Origin of the sequence: Pseudobutyrivibrio ruminis (assembly GCF_015057245.1) — a bacterium.
In the GTDB taxonomy this organism is placed as follows: domain Bacteria; phylum Bacillota; class Clostridia; order Lachnospirales; family Lachnospiraceae; genus Pseudobutyrivibrio; species Pseudobutyrivibrio ruminis_E.
Genome location: NZ_SVET01000020.1, coordinates 1 through 18,764, shown reverse-complemented (window position 1 = coordinate 18,764; position 18,764 = coordinate 1). Strand labels below are relative to the sequence as shown.

15 protein-coding genes are annotated in these 18,764 nt (G+C 40.5%); 13 read left to right on the top strand and 2 right to left on the bottom strand.

Translation table 11 applies throughout. The annotated features are described in order from the left end of the window. The first annotated feature begins 7 nt into the window (after positions 1–7). The 8 genes from E7274_RS12670 (at position 8) to E7274_RS12635 (ending at position 12,732) form a co-directional block, all read left to right on the top strand. The gene (locus E7274_RS12670) at positions 8–1,783 is read left to right on the top strand and encodes an HAD-IIIC family phosphatase (RefSeq protein WP_304176370.1); all 1,776 of its coding nucleotides are present in this window, start codon (positions 8–10) and stop codon (positions 1,781–1,783) included. A gap of 7 nt (positions 1,784–1,790) precedes the next feature. Beyond that, on the top strand, positions 1,791–2,600 hold the full coding sequence (locus E7274_RS12665; protein WP_033151887.1) for an ABC transporter permease: 810 nt from the start codon (positions 1,791–1,793) through the stop codon (positions 2,598–2,600). A 119-nt stretch (positions 2,601–2,719) separates the two neighbouring features. Then, positions 2,720–3,541 (top strand): glycerophosphodiester phosphodiesterase, encoded by an 822-nt coding sequence (locus tag E7274_RS12660; RefSeq protein ID WP_304176367.1) that lies wholly within the window; start codon positions 2,720–2,722, stop codon positions 3,539–3,541. A 127-nt stretch (positions 3,542–3,668) separates the two neighbouring features. Continuing rightward, positions 3,669–4,952, top strand: coding sequence for an ABC transporter ATP-binding protein (locus E7274_RS12655; protein ID WP_304176366.1), 1,284 nt, complete (start codon positions 3,669–3,671; stop codon positions 4,950–4,952). Between the two features lie 12 nt (positions 4,953–4,964). Then, entirely contained in the window at positions 4,965–5,453 is a 489-nt protein-coding gene (locus E7274_RS12650; RefSeq protein WP_033151882.1) for a hypothetical protein, read from the top strand. Then, entirely contained in the window at positions 5,453–8,983 is a 3,531-nt protein-coding gene (locus tag E7274_RS12645) for a rhamnan synthesis F family protein (RefSeq protein WP_304176364.1), read from the top strand. The genes E7274_RS12650 and E7274_RS12645 overlap by 1 nt, the downstream gene beginning before the upstream one ends. A gap of 37 nt (positions 8,984–9,020) precedes the next feature. Beyond that, positions 9,021–11,486: a glycosyltransferase family 2 protein gene (locus tag E7274_RS12640; protein WP_304176362.1), complete on the top strand. Its 2,466-nt coding sequence runs from the start codon at positions 9,021–9,023 to the stop codon at positions 11,484–11,486. Between the two features lies 1 nt (position 11,487). After that, positions 11,488–12,732 carry a nucleotide sugar dehydrogenase gene (locus E7274_RS12635; RefSeq protein WP_304176360.1) on the top strand — a complete coding sequence of 415 codons (1,245 nt, stop codon included), beginning with the start codon at positions 11,488–11,490 and terminating at the stop codon, positions 12,730–12,732. 602 nt (positions 12,733–13,334) lie between these two features. On the opposite strand, the gene E7274_RS12630 is transcribed toward E7274_RS12635, so the two are convergent. After that, a complete protein-coding gene (locus E7274_RS12630; RefSeq protein ID WP_033151876.1) occupies positions 13,335–13,778 on the bottom strand; it encodes a MerR family transcriptional regulator in 444 nt (147 codons plus the stop codon). Between the two features lie 127 nt (positions 13,779–13,905). Between E7274_RS12630 and E7274_RS12625 the strand changes: the two genes are divergently transcribed. Together E7274_RS12625 and E7274_RS12620 are read left to right on the top strand one after the other, a co-directional pair. Then, positions 13,906–14,907, top strand: coding sequence for an alpha/beta hydrolase (locus tag E7274_RS12625; RefSeq protein ID WP_304176358.1), 1,002 nt, complete (start codon positions 13,906–13,908; stop codon positions 14,905–14,907). Positions 14,908–14,999: 92 nt separating this feature from the next. Beyond that, complete coding sequence (locus E7274_RS12620) at positions 15,000–15,860, top strand: YitT family protein (protein WP_304176356.1); 861 nt, start codon at positions 15,000–15,002, stop codon at positions 15,858–15,860. Here E7274_RS12620 and E7274_RS12615 read toward each other — a convergent pair. After that, positions 15,857–16,570, bottom strand: a complete 714-nt coding sequence (locus E7274_RS12615; RefSeq protein WP_033151870.1) for a zinc metallopeptidase — start codon at positions 16,568–16,570, stop codon at positions 15,857–15,859. The two genes, E7274_RS12620 and E7274_RS12615, sit on opposite strands and share 4 nt — an antisense overlap. A 199-nt stretch (positions 16,571–16,769) precedes the next feature. Here E7274_RS12615 and E7274_RS12610 point away from each other — a divergent pair, with 199 nt between their 5' ends. The 3 genes from E7274_RS12610 to E7274_RS12600 are packed head-to-tail and all read left to right on the top strand — an operon-like array spanning position 16,770 to position 18,662. Next, positions 16,770–17,096, top strand: a complete 327-nt coding sequence (locus E7274_RS12610) for a putative quinol monooxygenase (RefSeq protein WP_304176354.1) — start codon at positions 16,770–16,772, stop codon at positions 17,094–17,096. 10 nt (positions 17,097–17,106) lie between these two features. Continuing rightward, positions 17,107–17,727: a TetR/AcrR family transcriptional regulator gene (locus tag E7274_RS12605; RefSeq protein ID WP_304176353.1), complete on the top strand. Its 621-nt coding sequence runs from the start codon at positions 17,107–17,109 to the stop codon at positions 17,725–17,727. Between the two features lie 47 nt (positions 17,728–17,774). Further along, positions 17,775–18,662, top strand: coding sequence for a DUF362 domain-containing protein (locus tag E7274_RS12600; protein WP_304176351.1), 888 nt, complete (start codon positions 17,775–17,777; stop codon positions 18,660–18,662). Positions 18,663–18,764: the final 102 nt, after the last annotated feature.

The following is an 18,764-nucleotide window of genomic DNA, read 5'->3' as shown; positions in this document are numbered from 1 at the left end:
GGTGCTTATGAAGGAATTAGAGTATCCATTTGATAGCGATTATTTACTATCAAAGAAAAAGAGAATTAAAAAAGAGCTTCTTGCTACAGATACAAAGTTTATAGACAAGAAGATAGCTGTTCTTGGTGGAGGTACTACTGCCAATATTATTCTTATGCTTGAATTGTTCTTGCTTAACAATGGCATTCGTCCAGAGTTTTACGAGAGTGAATACAACAAGTATTACGAGGATGCTGTATTTCCTAATCCTGAATTGGAAGAGTTTGCACCTGATATTATTTATGTGTGCACTAGCAATCGCAACATCACAAGCTACCCAAATCTTGCAATGGATAGGGCGGCAGTTGATGAGCTTTTAGATGCACAGTATGCAAAGTTCGAAACAATCTGGAAGACACTTGCTGAAAAGTACAATTGCCCAATCATCCAGAACAATTTCGAAATGCCTCTCTTTAGACTTCTTGGCAACAGAGATGCATACGATTACCGTGGTTCCATGAACTTCATCACACGCTTAAATCAGCGCATGTATGACTACGCCATGTCTACAGAGAATTTTTATATCTGCGATATCAATTACATCTCAGCAGATTACGGTTTAAAGGAATGGTCTGATCCATTCTACTGGTACATGTACAAATACGCTATGTGCGTTCCAGCAATCCCATCACTTTCTTTCAATGTGGCCAATATTATCAAGTCACTTCTTGGAAAGAACAAAAAGGGATTTGTTCTTGATTTGGACAACACTCTTTGGGGCGGCGTTATTGGTGACGATGGTGTTGATGGCATTGTCCTTGGCCCAGAGGAAGCTGAGGGACAGGCATACACAGAGTTCCAGCGTTACCTTAAGGCACATCAGCAGCTTGGTATAATATTAAATGTAGATTCAAAAAATGATATGGAAAACGCTATAGCTGGCATTAACCATCCGGATAGTGAATTCCAGGAAAAGGATTTCATTTCAATCAAGGCCAACTGGGATCCAAAGGATAAAAACTTTGCAGACATTGCATCAGAGCTTACCCTTCTTCCAGAAAGCTTGGTATTTGTTGATGACAATCCAGCAGAGCGCCACATTGTAACAGAACAGCTTAAGGGTGTATGCGCACCAGAGCTTGATAATGTGGTTCACTATATCCAGACAATCGACCGCTCAGGCTTCTTTGAAGCAACAAACATTTCCGCAGACGATTTAAAGAGAAATGAAATGTATCAGGAGAACGCTGCAAGAGCTAAGCTTCAGAGCAGCTTCACTGATTATGGCCAGTATCTTGACTCATTAGAGATGCAGGCAGAAATAGATAGCTTTGCGCCAGTTTATATGGCTCGTATTGCTCAACTTACAAACAAGTCAAATCAGTTCAACCTTACAACAAAGCGTTTCACTCAAACTGAAATCGAGGAGACTGCAGCTGATTCAAACTATGTCACTCTTTACGGAAAGCTTATTGATAAGTTTGGTGACAATGGTGTTGTTACTGTTGCTATTGGCCATGTTGATGGAGAGGCATGTGATATTGATCTTTGGCTTATGAGCTGTCGCGTACTTAAGCGAGACATGGAGTTTGCTATGATGGACGAATTGGTAGCACGCCTTAAGGCTAGAGGAGTTAAGGAGCTTAGAGGTCATTATCTTCCAACAGCTAAAAACAAAATGGTTAAGAACTTCTATGGAGATATGGGATTTACACTTGTGGAAGAAAAGGAAGATGGCTCATCAGATTGGACTCTTGACTTAAGTGGTTACGAGAATCAGAATAAGCACATAAAAATGAATTAGGAATATTATGATTAAAGACATTTTAACAAACAAAAAATTAATACAGAAACTTGCTAAGAACGATTTCAAGCAAAAGTTTGCAGGCTCAACACTTGGTGTTATTTGGGCTTTCGTTCAGCCAATCATTACAATCCTTGTATACTGGATTGTTTTTGATAAGGCTCTTAATCAAGGAACACAGGGCACAAAGGCTGGCATCAGCGCTCCATTTGTACTGTGGCTTTCAGCTGGTATCGTTCCATGGTTCTATTTTAGCGAGGTACTTTCAGCAGGTACCGTTGTTCTTCATGAGTACAATTATCTTGTTAAAAAGGTTGTATTCCCTATCAACGTTTTGCCTGTTGTAAAAGCAGTGTCATCCCTTTTTGTACACGGCTTCTTTGTATTATTTACTTTGCTTGTTTATCTGTTATACAGATTTCCAATTACACCATATATTTTACAGGCCCTTTATTATTCATGTGCCATGATGGTACTTACAATTGGACTAATTTATCTTACAAGCTCACTTTGCGTATTCTTCAAGGATATGGCTCAGCTTGTAAACATACTTTTGCAGGTAGGTATCTGGGCAACACCAATCATGTGGAACTTTGACGCAATGGTAGACAAAATTCCAAACTGGTTAAGCATTGTTCTCCAGCTCAACCCAATGTACTACATCACAAGTGGCTATCGTGACAGCTTTATTGGTCAGATAGGATTTTGGGAAAAGCCGGGCTTAACACTTTATTTCTGGTGCTTTACAATCGTTGTTTTCCTTCTTGGAACACACGTATTTAAGAAGCTCCAGCCTCAGTTTGCAGACGCTTTGTAAAGACTACAAATTGTATAAATTATAATGACAGATTTCGGATAATATTTTTGTTCAAGGCCTACTGTCAGACAATTGAATTAGTGGTAAAATATAAGTAACTTGATGAAGGGGGCCTGAATATGAAAATACCACGTTTTTTCAAAGCAAGAAGAGCCGTCGCTGTCAGCATGGTGACCTTGCTATTGTCTCTGGTTTTCTTAAACGAATTCTATTATTTACCAGCAAATGCTGATGAGGATATTGTGGTGCAGGTAGTAGCTCACAGAGGCTACTCAGGTATGTACCCCGAAAATACCCTTAGTGCCTTCGCTGGAGCCTACGCATGTGGCGCCAAAACAGTTGAATTTGACGTCAGAAAAACCAAAGACGGAGAGCTGGTTATCTACCACGACGACACTCTTGAAAGACTAACAGGCGACGATAAAACAGTCGCTGATTATACATACGAAGAACTATTGCAAGTTGACGCAGGAGAATGGTTCGGCAGAGAATACCGCCTCGAGCGCATTCCAACCCTGGATCAAACCCTAGCTCTTTTGCAAGCTACTAACATGCGGATTTTTTGCGAACTCAAAGACATCGGTGAGGATCCTGATTTCGCCAACGAAGTCTATGAAAAATGCGCAGAATATAATCTTCTAGACCGCGTAGTATTCCTTTCATTCAAGTACGATTACCTCTCACAAATCAAGGAGATCGCACCTGATCAACCAATCATGATGCTGGCATCCTTCGGTAAATCAACTTTACCAACCCGATACCCAGCCGAATACTACGGAGTCAACATGAAGACCCTCACACCTAAAACTGTTCGCGCTATCCACGAAGCCGGGGCCATGGTCTACTGCTACACTCCAGACACCAAGGGCCAAATGCTTTCGCTCCAGCGCCTAGGTGTGGACGGCGTCATCACCGACTTCGCCGACCTATCCGCAATCTAACAAAAACATCCGAGCACCGCATCCGCGGTGCTTTTTTTATGCCCGCGACCATCCCCTTCGGACTTTGCGGATGCGGGGTTTTATGGTAAAATGTTGGGATAAAAGGCAAGATTTTTTAGGAGACGTTATGAGCGATTACGTTATAAATGTGGAGCATGTGGACAAGGTCTATAAGCTCTACGATAGCAATAAGGCTAGGGTGGCTGATACACTGGGCCTTACTAGAAAGAAGAATTATAGAGAGCATTATGCTTTGAAGGATATGAGCTTTGCGGTGAAGCAGGGCGAGTGTGTTGGACTTATCGGTACTAATGGTTCGGGAAAGTCCACCATTTTAAAGATTATTACTGGTGTGCTTTCACCTACTAGAGGTGAGGTTACAGTGGACGGCCGTATTTCTGCTTTGTTGGAGCTTGGTGCAGGTTTCAATCAGGAATATACAGGTATGGAGAATATCTACTTGAATGGTACCATGCTTGGCTATACCAAAGAGGAAATTGATGAGAAGCTTGATGATATTTTGTCATTTGCTGATATCGGAGATTTCGTTTTCCAGCCAGTGAAGACATATTCAAGCGGTATGTTCGTTAGACTTGCATTTGCCGTGGCTATCAACATCGATCCAGAGATTCTCATCGTTGATGAGGCACTTTCTGTTGGTGATGTTTTCTTCCAGGCAAAGTGCTATAAAAAGTTCGAAGAGTTCAAGGCAGCCGGAAAGACAATTCTTTTCGTTTCCCACGATTTGGGTGCCATCAGTAAGTATTGCGATAGAGCAGTGCTTATCAATAAAGGTGATAAGGTTGCTGAGGGTGCTCCAAAGGATATGATTGATATCTATAAAAAGATATTGGTTGGCCAGGAGCCTGTGCTTAATAGCAAGGTAGATACACTTGCTTCATTCAGTGGGGCAGATGATAATTCTGGCGATAATTGGAAGTCTAATTATCAGCTCAATCCTAATGTTAACGAGTATGGCGATGGCCGTGCTACTATCGTAGATTTTGCAGTTATCGATGATAGCGGTAATTATACAAATGCGATTATGAAGGGCAGCACATTTACTGTTAAGTCAAAGGTGCACTTCAATACAGATATTGAAAATCCTATCTTCACACTTACATTCAAGACACTCAAGGGTATTGATGTTACTGGCACAAACACCATGTACGAAAAGTGCGATGTGGGTCTTTGCAAAGAGGGTAGCGAATACGTTGCTACATTTACTCAGAAAATGGATATGCAGGGCGGCGAGTACCTGATGTCTATTAGCTGTACTGGTTTTGATGGTGTTGATTTTGTTGCTTATCATAGATTGTACGATGTAATGAATATCACAGTTGTTAGCACTAAAAACACTGTTGGTTTTTATGATATGAATTCAAAAGTTAGCGTAAGCCAGGTTAAGTAAAGGGGAGCGGCTATGATTCAGGAAAAGTACAATAGAAGGATTTTTGATGAGGGAACAGAGGATGCCATCCTTAGGCTTTCTCACCTGAGAAGCAATGTTTTGTCGCCAGTAGGAATAGGTGAAGGAGACAACGTGCTCATCATTGATCCAGATAGCGAAGCTTTGGTTGAATGGCTAAAGGAGCAGGCAACACAGGTTACTGAGGTTGCTACAGAAATGCTTTCGGATATTAAAGGTACATTTAATATCATAATAAGCCTTGGTCATTTGAACGAAACACCAGCCACTCTTAAAAAGATGCTTTCAGCGGATGGCAGATTGGTATATGCCCTGCCAGAAAAGGATCGAATTGCAGATTTCACAAAGCGCCTTTTAAAGGAAGCAGGCTTCAGTGAAATCACCACATATCGCGTCAGCCCAGATTATTTGTTTACAACAGAGATTTATGCTGAGGATTATATAGGGGGAGGAGCAGGTGACTATCTGCTCATTGCAAAATAATGGATAGACTACTATATGAAAAGCTTTCGAACGAGCGTAACCCAAAGTACAATATCATCACTGATATCGTGGAAAGGGATGGACGAAAGGTAGTAATTAAACGCCCTTACGATGAACAAGGAATAGCACATATAAAAAGAGTTTTTGATAGTTACAGAGGCTTGCAGGATGCATTGCAAGGCTCTGATTTTTGCGTTAACGAAAGTAGTTTGGTTGATGACAAAATCGAAAGTGAATTCCTTGAAGGTGAGCATCTCACATCAGCCGATGCTCAGCAGTTTATTGAGGCTGTCAAAAATGCCTACATGAAAAATGCAAAGGAATTTGCTATTTCAGATGGCTTCAGAGAGGTCTTTGGAGATGTTGATTTGCCACGAGGTGTTCTTGCAGCAAAATACCTTGATGTTGATTTGATTTTTGACAATGTTATCAAGACAGCCAAGGGTTGGGAGATTATCGACTATGAGTGGACTTTCGACTTTTTGGTACCAATCAACTATGTGTTCTATAGAGCCTGCAAGTTCAGCGATTTGCCAGAGCATTTGGTAGACATTCCAGATGCAGAACGAGAAGCATATCAAAAGATGGAAGACCACTTCCAGTCAAAATATATTTTTAAGGATGTCAAAAATCTTCACGAGCTTAGAGAGCATGCAAACAGTCGTAGCAAGACAGGTGCAGATTTTGCCATTGCCAGCCGTGATTATCAGATTAAGCAGCTTCAGGAATTAATCGAAGCAAAGGATGTTCACATCAGAAACATCGAGGCTGTAAATGCCGAGCTTCGTACAATTTACGAGAATACAGTTAATACTAGAGGCTACAAGACCCTTGAAAATATCCGTGCTTTCAAATCATTTTTGACAGGCAAGGATACTCCTGCTCGACAGGCAAAGCGTGCAGCCAAAGAGGAGGCAAAGCGTGCCAAGGCAGCAGCCAAAGAAGCAAAGCGACGTGCTGCTCAGGGCGAGCCAATGCCATCTGTGGCAGTGCATCTTCATCTTTTCTATGTAGATTTGTTGCCAGAGTTTGTTAGCTATTTTGCAAACATCCCATTCAAGTTTGATTTATATATTTCCTGCCAGGAGGATGCAGATGTAAATGCAATCAAGGCAGGCTTAAAGGAACTTAAGCAGGTTCAGAAAATCGATATCCGTAACCTTCCAAACAGAGGCCGAGATCTTGCACCTTTGTATGTTAAGTTTGGCCCAGAGATTCTGAATCACGATTATTTCCTTCACATCCATTCAAAGAAATCTTTGTATTCAGGTGAGGAAAAGGGAGGATGGAGACGCTTTTCTCTTGAGCTACTACTTGGTTCTCCAGACAAGATTAATCAGATTTTTGATTTATTCAAAAACAGCAATGCTGGTCTTATCTATCCTGACATTCAGGAAGAGGTTCCAACCATCGCTTACTCATGGTTGAAAAATGCAGACATTGCCAAGGAACTTTTTGAAGAGTTTGATCTAGGGGATATGCCATCTGTATTCAACTACCCAGCCGGTTCATTCTTCTGGGCTAGAACAGATGCACTTCGTCCACTATTTGAAAAGGGATACACATACGATGATTTCCCAAGGGAGCAGGGCCAGACAGATGGTACATTTGCTCACGCCTTGGAGCGTATTCTTCCATTCGTTTCAAGAAAGCAGGGATATGATGATTTCATCCTTTATCTTGATTCGGAGGACACTGTTAAGAACAAGAGCCTTCGCCCATTTTTCAACACATTCAAGGTGGATAAAGAGCTTCTTGCAATGAAGCTTGGTGGATATGATGTGGTATCCTTCGATATTTTCGATACACTGATTACACGCACCATCTTCAAGCCAGATGATGTATTCAATCTTATGAGCCGTATTATTCTTGAAAAGTACGGCAAGAAAGTTGATTTCCTTAAGATTCGAAAAAATGCTGAGGCAGCTGCAACAGCTCAGTTTGGTCCTATGACTACTTTGGACAAAATTTATGTTGAGGTGGCAAAGGACAGAACTCTCGGCGATTTCGCTATGGATATTAAAAAGCTTGAGGTGGACATCGAAACACGACTTTGCGTCCCTCGTAAAGATATGGTGGATGTGTTCAACGCAGTAAAATCCATGGGACGTCATGTTATCCTTGTCAGCGATATGTATCTGAATCGTGCACAGGTCGTTGGACTTCTTCACAAGTGCGGAATTGGTGGATATGACGAGCTCTTCATCTCATGCGAAGTAGGTGCCAGAAAAGACGATGGCTCAATGTGGAATATGCTTTTGACAGGCATAAACCCTTCAAGCTTTATTCACGTTGGAGACAATTTCTGTTCTGATTCACAAATCCTTATGGATAAGGGCGTGGCTAGCCATATCGTTCTCAATCCAATGGCTATGCTTGAGCTTTCAGACTTCGACTATTTGAAAGAATATGCTAGCAAGAGCATAGCAAACTCACTTGTGTTAGGCCAGGTTATCAATGGAGGAATCTTCAATTCTCCATTTGCCTTTGATGAAAAGGGAGGCCTCCATTTCAAGAATAACTACGACTTCGGTTATTCAACAATGGGACCATTGATGGCAGGATTTGTTCAGTGGTTGGTTAATAAAAATGCCAGCGAAAAAGAAAGCCTTCTTCTGTTATCTCGTGAGGGCTACATGCTTGAACAGCTCATCAAGGAATACTGCAATCAGAAGGGTGAGGCACTTCCTGATATCCATTACTTCCTTACATCCAGAAGAGCATGCGCAGTGCCTGCTCTTGAAAATGACGAGGATATTCGAGAGCTCCTTTCTCAGAAATATCAGGGAAGCTTCAGCAATCTTTTGAATGAAAGATTTGGTATCCAGCTTCATGAGGGTGATGAGGATAAGCAGTTCGATTACGAGACAGACACAGACGAGCTTATGAAGGCTATTCAGCCATACAAAGAAGAAATCTTTGAAAGAAGCAAAACTGAAAAGAACGCATACATGAACTATGCCAGTGAATTCCTTGCAACATCATCTGATTTAGCTGTTGTTGATGTGGGATTCTCAGGTACAATTCAGTACTTTTTGATGAAGCTTACAGGCAGAGATATAGCAGGTCATTATTTGGCACTACATTCAAATAAGCCTGAGAGAATCGGTGGAAGAGCAGATGCTATCTACACCATCACTGATCCAAAGGAGATTCCAAATAGCAAGCTTCTTAAATATCAACTGTTTTTGGAGAGCGCTTTGTCAGCGCCATTTGGTCAGCTTATCAATTTCACAATGGAAAATGGCGTACCTACTCCTCATTTCAAGGACGACGATTATGTCAGCGACGATGTGAAAATGCTTCAGTCTGGTATTCTGGACTTCGTCAAGCAGTATGCAAATGCCAGCAGAAATCTGTCAGATGGTCTTTTAGCTGATGCAAAACTTGTAGAAGATTTATTCTATGATATAATTGCAGACGGTACGTTAACAGAAGAGATTGTATCCACACTTACAGTTGAGGATGGTTACAGCCGTGGTGGCGTCCAGACATTTGATGTAAAAACTGGTACCTGGGTTGTTAAATAATCCCTGCACCAAATAATTACTTAGAAGGAAATATATTTTGAGAGATACTTTTAATGTGGTATTCATCAGATATCACCTATTAAAGAAAAATACATTATTATTCCAAGGCTTTTATCCATTTGATAATCCAAAGGGATATAGTCTTGTTTGTGAGATGAATGGCAAGCCATATGATTTGGATTTGACCATCAACGAAGGCAATGAAGTTCGTCGTAGATACATTGCCGCTCACAAAAGTGTTTCCAAGGAATACGTTGGTGAGATTAACTTGCCAGAGGATTTGCGACAGGTAAAGAGCTTGAAGCTTATTTGTGTTCTTGGAGAGGCAGGCGATAAAAATCAGGTTCGTTCAGTGGTTTACAAGGCTACTGGCAAGGACTTAATAAAGCTTAAAAAAGAATACGAATACAATCTTGAGCGTGCAGCAGTCACAGACGACAAGATTCAAATCCTTGGATGGGCAATCGGAAATGTTCCAGAGGAGTTCCATCTTTATGATGGGGATAAAGAGATTCCAATCTCTGTTAAGCGTATGTTCAGAAAGGATGTTTATGGAGTTTATCCTGAGCTTACAGAAAAATGTGATTCTGGTCTTGAGATTGTTTTTGACAAAGGCAACTATAAAAAGCTTCGTATGACAATCACTGCAAATGGTCAGGTTTATGATTGCAAGGTTGATACAGAGCACGTTCTTACTGGAGGCAACCTTCTTCCAAAGAAGACTCTTTGGGAGCGTATCGAGCTTTACCGTCAGGACAACGGTCTTGGGGCTACTATCAAGCATGCCATTGATAAGCTGAAGGATGCAGATGCTCCTAAATACACATACATGGATTTCCTTACAAGCTTTGGTCCTACAGAGGTAGAGCTTCAGCGTCAGCGAGATGAGAAATTCGAATACAATCCACTGATGAGTATTGTAATTCCAATGTATCAGACTCCTGAGAAATTCCTTGTGGAGCTCATTGATTCCATAGTTGCTCAGACATATCAAAATTGGGAGCTTTGTCTTGCTGATGGAAGCCCTGATGATGCACTGGGCCAGTTCATTAATAAAAAATACGGTTCTGACAGCAGAATTAAATACACACACCTAGATGACAACCTTGGTATTTCTGAAAACACTAATGCCGCAATTGCACTTGCAACAGGTGACTACATCGTCCTTTCAGATCACGATGATACACTTGCTCCAAATGCAATGTACGAGTGTGTTGCTGCAATCAACAAAGACCGCAGCATAGATGTTATCTACACTGATGAGGACAAAATCTCAATGGATTCTAAGGAATACTTTGAGCCAGTCTTTAAGCCGGATTTCAATCTGGATTTACTTTGTTCAGTAAATTACATCTGCCATCTTTTCATCTTCAAGCGCAGCTTGTATGACACAGTTGGCGGCTTTAATAAAGAGTACGATGGAGCTCAGGATCACGATTTGATTTTGAGATATTGCGAGGCCGCAAAGAACATCCATCACGTGCCAAAAGCCCTTTATCACTGGCGTAGTCATGCAGCATCTACAGCCATGAGCGCAGAGAGCAAGCTTTATGCTTTCGATGCTGGTTGCAAGGCTGTGCAAGCTCACTACGACAGAATGGGCATCCCTGCAAAGGTTGAGCAGGATACCTTCTATGGCACATATCGCACAGTATATAACTGGGGCAAGGAACCACTTGTTTCTATCATCATTCCAAACAAGGATCATACAGATGATTTGGATAAGTGCATCAAATCAATCGATGCCCGTAGTTCATACAAAAATATTGAGTTCATCATTGTAGAAAACAATTCTACAGAGCCAGAAACTTTCGAATATTACAAGAGCATCGAGAATCGTCCTGATGTTAAAATCGTTCGTTACGAAACACCAGGCTTCAACTTCTCTGCAATCAACAATTGCGGTGCCAAGGCAGCCAACGGTGAGATGTATTTGCTCTTAAATAACGATACAGAGATTATCAATGAAAACTGCATCAAGGAAATGGTTGATGTTTGCCTTCGCCCTGATGTTGGTATATGTGGTTCACTCCTTTATTATCCAGACAACACAGTGCAGCATGCCGGTGTTGTTATGGGAATCGGCGGTATCGCAGGTCACACATTTGTTGGCCTTGAAAGAAGCGAGCCAGGATACATGTTCCGTGCAGTAACTACTCAGGATTTATCAGCAGTTACAGCAGCCTGCCTGATGGTACGCAAAGATGTATTTGAAGAGGTAGGGGGACTTACTGAAGAATTGGCAGTTGCCTTTAATGACGTAGACTTCTGTATGAAGGTTCGCGATAAAGGATACTTAGTAGTTTACAATCCTCACGCAGAGCTTTATCACTACGAGTCAAAATCTCGTGGATACGAGGACACAGGCGAGAAGGTTGCTCGTTTCAATTCAGAAGTAGAAAAGCTTGAAAAGCTTTGGCCTGATATTTTAGAAAAAGGCGATCCATATTACAATCCAAATCTTTCAATCTTGGATGGCTGGTATCGCTTAAAGGAGGAATAAAATGAATAGAAAAATTGCAGTGGCTGGTACAGGCTACGTAGGTCTTTCAATTGCTACTTTGCTTGCGCAGCACAATCATGTAACAGCAGTAGATGTTATTCCAGAAAAGGTTGAATTAATTAACAATAGAAAGTCCCCAATCGTTGATGCAGAGATTGAAGATTATCTTGCAAACAAGGAGCTTGATTTAACAGCTACTCTCGATGGAGAGGCTGCATACAAGGATGCAGAATTCGTAGTTATCGCAACACCTACAAACTACGATAGCACAAAGGATTACTTCGATACATCTGCAGTAGAAGCAGTTATCGAGCTTGTTAAGAAAGTAAATCCAAATGCATTCATGGTTATCAAATCTACAATTCCTGTAGGTTATACAAAGCGCATCCGTGAAAAGATGGACTCAGACAAAATCTTATTTAGCCCAGAGTTCCTTCGCGAGTCTCGTGCTTTATACGACAACCTTTATCCAAGCCGTATCATTGTTGGTACAGACGAAAGTGATGCTGAGCTTACTAAGGCTGCTCACGAGTTTGCAGCACTTCTTCAGGAAGGCGCAATCAAAGAAAACATCGACACACTCGTTATGGGATTTACAGAGGCAGAGGCTGTAAAGCTTTTCGCTAACACATACCTTGCTCTTCGTGTTAGCTACTTCAACGAACTTGATACATACGCAGAGACAAAGGGCCTTGATACACGGGCTATCATCAAGGGCGTATGCCTTGATCCACGTATCACAGACCAGTACAATAACCCATCATTCGGTTACGGCGGATACTGCTTACCAAAGGATACAAAGCAGCTTCTTGCAAACTACAACGATGTTCCACAGGAGCTTATTCGAGCAATCGTAGAATCAAACCGTACACGTAAGGATTTCATTGCTGACCAGGTTCTTAAAAAGGCTGGCTACTATGGCTACGAAGAAGCCAACCAGTACAGCAAGGAAGCAGAGAAGGAAGTTACAATCGGCGTTTACCGCCTTACAATGAAGTCTAACTCAGACAACTTCCGTCAGTCATCAATCCAGGGTGTTATGAAGCGTGTAAAAGCCAAGGGCGCCACAGTAGTAATCTACGAGCCAACCCTCGAAGACGGCACAACATTCTTCGGCTCAAAGGTCGTTAACGACCTCTCAAAGTTCAAGGCCATGAGCGATGCAATCATTGCAAACCGCTACGACACATGCCTAGACGACGTAAAAGACAAAGTATACACCAGAGACGTATTCTCTAGAGACTAAAGGAAAGGACGCCACACGGCGTCCTTTTTATGTAGGGAGATTGTATACGTGGTATCCCTTGCTAGCCAATATCATTTGAGCAGATTTCTGGATTACCTTAATGTGTAAAGTCGCCCATATGTAGGTGTACTTATGAAGCTTTTACTATTCGAAGGTAATGTATGGGTGGGACGGACAATGTAGTTTATATAATCATCTTGTCTTAACTAGTCTTTGTATTATTACTTTTGCTACTCCGTTCACCAAGAATAATTAAAAAACAGGTTTTGTATACATAAGCACCGCCCTTAAACTCAGTCCATTTCGTTGTCGGGCTCTCGGCGCCGTCCTTGGCGCCTCATGCTTATCTATTACAAAACCTGTTTTTATTATTCTAAGTTCGCTCCAAAGCAAATAGTAATAATACAAAGCTAGTTTAAGACTGATGATTACTTAGTGTAGTGTTTGTCCGTCCCACCCATACCTTACCGATAGAATTGTAAAACTTTGTAAGAACACCTACTAATAAGTATGGGCGACTACACATTTAGGTAATCCTAAATCTGCGATTGTATTGGCTAGTAAGGGATACCACGTATACAATCGCGAATACTGGCGGACGCCTAGTGGCGTCCGTTTCCGCTATCGTAGAGTTTTTGGATTTCTGGTGGAAGCTTGTCGGGGAGCATGGCATTGATGCGGTCTTCGCTGCCGTCGGCCATGGCTTGCTCGTAGTACCAGCATTTGTATTTAAGCATGTCTAGAGTCTTTTGAAGGTTGGCTATTTCGGCTTCTACTGCATCACGGCGGGCTTCAAAAAGAGCTTTTCTGTCGGCGTAGGTTTCGGCACCCTTGGTGGTCATCTCCATAAATTGCTTGATTTCTTTTATTTCTAAGCCGGAGCTTTTTAGACATTCGATGATGTGGAGAGCTCCAATTTCTCTATCTGAAAATTTCCTGATTCCAGATTGGCGTTCCATGTTAGGGAAGAAGCCTTCTTTGTCATAGTATCTAAGTGTGGATACAGGTATATTAAACATTTCTGAAACTTGTCCAATTGAGTACATAAACTTTCCTCCAAAATTTTTTAAAATTAAAGCTTGACTTAAAGTTAACTTTAGGTATTAACATACAACCATCGTATCACGATTTTGAAATAAATTCAATTTATAATAGCAAATGGAGGTATTTAAAATGATTAAGGTTGAGAGTTTAAATTTAGTAACAGATTGGGATAAGACATTTCCAAAGAGCGATAAGGTTGACCATGAGAAGGTTACATTTGTAAACCGCTATGGCATCACTCTTGCGGCAGATATGTATGTACCTAAGAATGCTGAGGGAAAACTTCCAGCAATTGCAGTATCTGGCCCATTTGGTGCTGTAAAGGAGCAATGTTCAGGCTTGTATGCTCAGACTATGGCAGAAAGAGGATTTCTTACAATTGCATTTGATCCATCATTTACAGGTGAGTCTGGCGGAAATGTTAGATACATGGCGTCTCCTGATATTAATACAGAGGATTTCATGGCTGCAGTAGATTTCCTTTCATTAAATGAAAAGGTAGATCCTGATAGAATCGGCATCATAGGTATCTGTGGTTGGGGCGGAATGGCACTTAATACAGCAGCTCTTGATACCAGAATCAAAGCAACTGTAGCCGCTACTATGTACGACATGACAAGAGTTAATGCAAATGGCTACTTCGATTCTGAGGATAATGAAGAAGCTAGATATCAGAAAAAGGCTGCCATGTGCGCACAACGTCTGGAGGATTTGAAAGCAAGAGAGTATAAGCTTGGTGGCGGAGTTGTTGATCCGCTTCCAGAGGATGCCTCATTCTTTGTTAAGGATTACTATGATTACTACAAGACTGACAGAGGATACCATAAGCGTAGCCTTAATTCTAATGGTGGATGGAATGTGATTGGATGTGAATCATTCATGAATCAGCCAATACTAAAGTATACAAATGAAATCAGAAGCGCAGTTCTAATTATACATGGAGAGAAAGCTCATTCCCTTTACTTCGGCAAGGATGCATATGAGAACATGACAAAAGACAGTAAATATACTGCAAACAAAGAGCTCATGATTATTCCTAATGCAAGCCATACAGATCTTTATGATGGTGGCGATAACAACTATATCCCATTTGATAAGTTACAGAGTTTCTTCGAAGAAAATTTGAAGTAATTATCATATTGACATTTGGGAATACAAGCCGTACTCTATTAGTCGCCTAGTTAATTAAAACAAGGATTAATATTATAGGGTAGGTAAACAATATGAATGTTAAATCCGTTATCAAAGAACTTTTCATTCTTACAATTGCCAGCATAATTATAGGTTCGGCTGTATTCTTTTTTATGATGCCAAGTCATGCAGCAGTCAGCAGTATTTCAGGCTTTGCCATTGTGCTGACAAATTTTATTCCATATTCAGTGTCACAAATCACTATGGTGCTTAATGTGGTATTGCTCATAATTGGCTTTATCACTTGCGGTCCAGAATTTGGTTACAAGACAGTATATACATCAATTTTACTTCCTGTTGTAATTGGTGTATTTGAAAAAATGTTGCCAGATTACACATCTCTCACAGGTGATGCTACTCTTGATGTTGTTTGCTACATATTTGTGGTTAGTATTGGTAGCGCAATTTTATTTAATAGAAATGCATCATCGGGTGGACTTGATATAGTTGGAAAGATTCTTAATAAATATTTCCGAATTGATATTGGAAAAGCCATGTCTATTGCGGGACTATGCATAGCATTGTCTTCAGCACTGGCTTATGATTCAAAGACAGTTGTTTTAAGTATACTTGGAACATATTTAAATGGAATGGTGCTTGATCATTTTATATTTGACCAGAAATTAAAAAGACGTGTATGTATAGTTTCACCATATGAAGCTCAAATTAGAGATTACATTCTAAATGAGCTTCACAGTGGTGCCAGCGTTTACAAGGTGACAGGAGCTTACAGAATGGAAGAGCACGATGAAATCATCACTATTGTTGATAAAGGCGAATTCCAAAAGCTCATGGCCTATATAGATAAGGTAGACCCAAAAGCATTCGTTACTGTTTATAAAGTTAGCTATATGCAATATCAATCAAAAAGTATGCCGGAAAGAGTGTTTTAGTCGTCATCACGACTTACTCTGCTTACAATCAAAACTAATCTAAGTAGTTGAAGGATAGTAGTAAATAAAGCTGCCACATAGGTAAGCGCTGCTGCCTTCAACACTTTTTTTGCACCTCTATGCTCATCTTCTTCTAATAATCTATCCTCATCGAGAATTCTAAGTGCACGAGCACTAGCATCAAATTCCACTGGAAGAGTAATCAACTGAAAAATAACTACAAATGAAAAAAGGTAAACACCAAGTTCTGCAATTGTAGAGTATCCTAGTAAAAGACCGATGAGAATAATTGGCCATGAAACTTTTGAACCAATATTCGCTAGCGGCACTGAAAGGGCGCGAAGTTTAAGTGGTGCGTATGACTCTTTATGTTGAATGGCATGACCGCATTCGTGTGCGGCTACACCGATTGCAGCGACACTTGTCTGCCCGTAGGTGGCATCGGAAAGACGAAGTACTTTTTCATTTGGTGAATAATGATCAGTCAGATTTCCTCTTATACGTTCTATTTTTACATCATAGATACCAGCGGAGTGAAGTATATGTTCTGCCACTTGATTAGATGTAAGTCCTCGATAATTTCTAATTCTATTGTATTTGCTAAATGTGCCCTGAACATTCATAGATGCAAGCGCACTGATAGCAGCACCTATCAATACAAGAATAAGTGTTGGATCTATGCCATAACCGTATCCATATCCGTAGTACATTATTATTCCTCCTATTAATAATCTTTTTTATTAGTATAAATCTATCCACTGATTTTTACTAATTAAAAAGTCTAAAAAGATTATTAATTTAAAGGATGTCAGGAAAATGAAAGGCTTTTGGTTGCTTGAATTGACATTGTGTCAGCGTGATGCTATAGTATAGATAATTGACATGGTGTCATCAGATTGGAGGGGTGCTATGAGTATTGCAGTAAATCTTAGATATAAAGGTGAAAATGGTGCAGCAAAGAAGTTTGCTGAGGAAATGATAAATAGTGGTACTGTTCAGAAAATCAGGGAGGAAGCTGGTAATCTTCGATACGAATATTACACTTCATTTGATGACCCAGAGACAGTATTGTTGATAGATAGCTGGGAGAACCAGGAAGCAATTGATGTGCATCATGAATCACCTATGATGGCTAAAATTGCAGAGCTCAGAGAAAAATATGATTTGCATATGACAGTGGAGCGTTTTACTTCAGATGAGCTTCCTGAGCATGATCAGTCATTTATAAGAAAGTAGTGGTGGCCAAATGGCAGTTGAATTAAAAGAAACTATTGATAAAAGAAGAGAAGAAATAATGGATGCTTGCGAGAAGCTTTATGAAACAAAAGGTTTTCATAGCATCACCATAAAGGACATTAGCACAGAGACCAGTTTTTCTCGTCCATCTATATATAATTATTTCCAAACTAAGGAAGAGATTTTCTTAGGGATTCTCACTAGGGAATATTCAAAATGGAACGAAGCCTTGAGGGAAATTATTGACGGCGGCAAGAAGCTTGATGCAGATAATTTGGCTAAGGCCATTGCAAAGACAATGGAGGATAGAAAAACACTTCTAAAGATATCTGCAATGAACCTCTATGAGATTGAGGATAACAGCAGATTGGAATTATTGGCAGAGTTTAAAAGTGCTTTCAAGGAATCTGTAGATATTTTCGAAGAGTGCCTGGCAAAGAATTTAGAGGGGATTGATAAGAAAAAATGCGAGCAGATTAGATATGCATTCTTCCCTTACATGTATGGCATATATCCTTATGTTTACCCTACGGACAAGCAGATGGAGGCTATGGACCAGGTAAAGCTGTCATATGCAAAGACTACCATCTACAACATGTCATACGATTTTTTGAAATTGATTTTTGAATAAATAATAAACTAAAATAAAAATATAAAATGATTTATAGGAGGGTATCTATGGCATCTAAAGTTTATTTTATTAAAGACGTTACAGCAGAAGCTGTAGTAAAAATGTACGATAAGCTTGGAATCGCATTACCAGGTAAGGTTGCCGTAAAGGTGCATTCTGGTGAGGAAGGTAATCAGAATTATCTAAAGCCTGAATTCTGGAAACCAATGGTAGAGCATGTGAAAGGCACTATTGTAGAGTGCAACACAGCCTACGAAGGTGAAAGAAACTACACAGATAAGCATATCAAATTATTAAAGAGACATGGCTGGAATGAGTTTTTTGATGTTGATTTGATGGATGCTGAAGGACCAGATATTGAAATTCCAGTCAAAAACGGTACCCATCTTAAGACTGATATAATGGGAAAGAACTTCCTTAATTACGATTCAATGCTTGTACTTTCTCATTTTAAGGGACATCCAATGGGAGGCTACGGCGGAGCTTTAAAGCAGCTTTCAATTGGCTGTGCATCATGTGCAGGCAAGGTACAAATCCACTCAGCTGGCAAATACAATAAAGCCAGTGAGCAGGATATTGTTTGGAACGACTTGCCAGAGCAGAACGCTTTCCTTGAAAGTATGGCAGAGGCTGCATCTGCAGTAGTAGACCACTTTGGCAAGAACATTGCATTTATCAATGTTATGGCAAATATGTCAGTAGACTGTGATTGTTGTGCAGTAGCTGAGGACCCATGCCTTAAGGATATCGGTATCCTTGCAAGCTTGGATCCGGTTGCAATCGATAGAGCTTGTCTGGATTTGGTATACGCTTCAAAGGATGTTGGACGTGACCACTTCCTTGAGAGAGTTACATCCAGAAATGGTGAGCACACACCTGCTACAGCTGCAAAGCTTGGCGTAGGAAGTCTTGAATATGAATTAATTGAATTATAGATTATTGAAAAACATCAGTTTTTCAATAATCGTATTTGACTAGGCTTTGCATTTATGCAAAGGCGTATCTGGCGAAGCCAGATTTTTGCGGGAGTTTTCATT

Coding starts and splice junctions, on each gene's coding strand:
- E7274_RS12670 (WP_304176370.1), top strand. CDS start 8: ATGAAGGAATTAGAGTATCCATTTGATAGCGATTATTTACTATCAAAG.
- E7274_RS12665 (WP_033151887.1), top strand. CDS start 1,791: ATGATTAAAGACATTTTAACAAACAAAAAATTAATACAGAAACTTGCT.
- E7274_RS12660 (WP_304176367.1), top strand. CDS start 2,720: ATGAAAATACCACGTTTTTTCAAAGCAAGAAGAGCCGTCGCTGTCAGC.
- E7274_RS12655 (WP_304176366.1), top strand. CDS start 3,669: ATGAGCGATTACGTTATAAATGTGGAGCATGTGGACAAGGTCTATAAG.
- E7274_RS12650 (WP_033151882.1), top strand. CDS start 4,965: ATGATTCAGGAAAAGTACAATAGAAGGATTTTTGATGAGGGAACAGAG.
- E7274_RS12645 (WP_304176364.1), top strand. CDS start 5,453: ATGGATAGACTACTATATGAAAAGCTTTCGAACGAGCGTAACCCAAAG.
- E7274_RS12635 (WP_304176360.1), top strand. CDS start 11,488: ATGAATAGAAAAATTGCAGTGGCTGGTACAGGCTACGTAGGTCTTTCA.
- E7274_RS12630 (WP_033151876.1), bottom strand. CDS start 13,778: ATGTACTCAATTGGACAAGTTTCAGAAATGTTTAATATACCTGTATCC.
- E7274_RS12625 (WP_304176358.1), top strand. CDS start 13,906: ATGATTAAGGTTGAGAGTTTAAATTTAGTAACAGATTGGGATAAGACA.
- E7274_RS12620 (WP_304176356.1), top strand. CDS start 15,000: ATGAATGTTAAATCCGTTATCAAAGAACTTTTCATTCTTACAATTGCC.
- E7274_RS12615 (WP_033151870.1), bottom strand. CDS start 16,570: ATGTACTACGGATATGGATACGGTTATGGCATAGATCCAACACTTATT.
- E7274_RS12610 (WP_304176354.1), top strand. CDS start 16,770: ATGAGTATTGCAGTAAATCTTAGATATAAAGGTGAAAATGGTGCAGCA.
- E7274_RS12605 (WP_304176353.1), top strand. CDS start 17,107: ATGGCAGTTGAATTAAAAGAAACTATTGATAAAAGAAGAGAAGAAATA.
- E7274_RS12600 (WP_304176351.1), top strand. CDS start 17,775: ATGGCATCTAAAGTTTATTTTATTAAAGACGTTACAGCAGAAGCTGTA.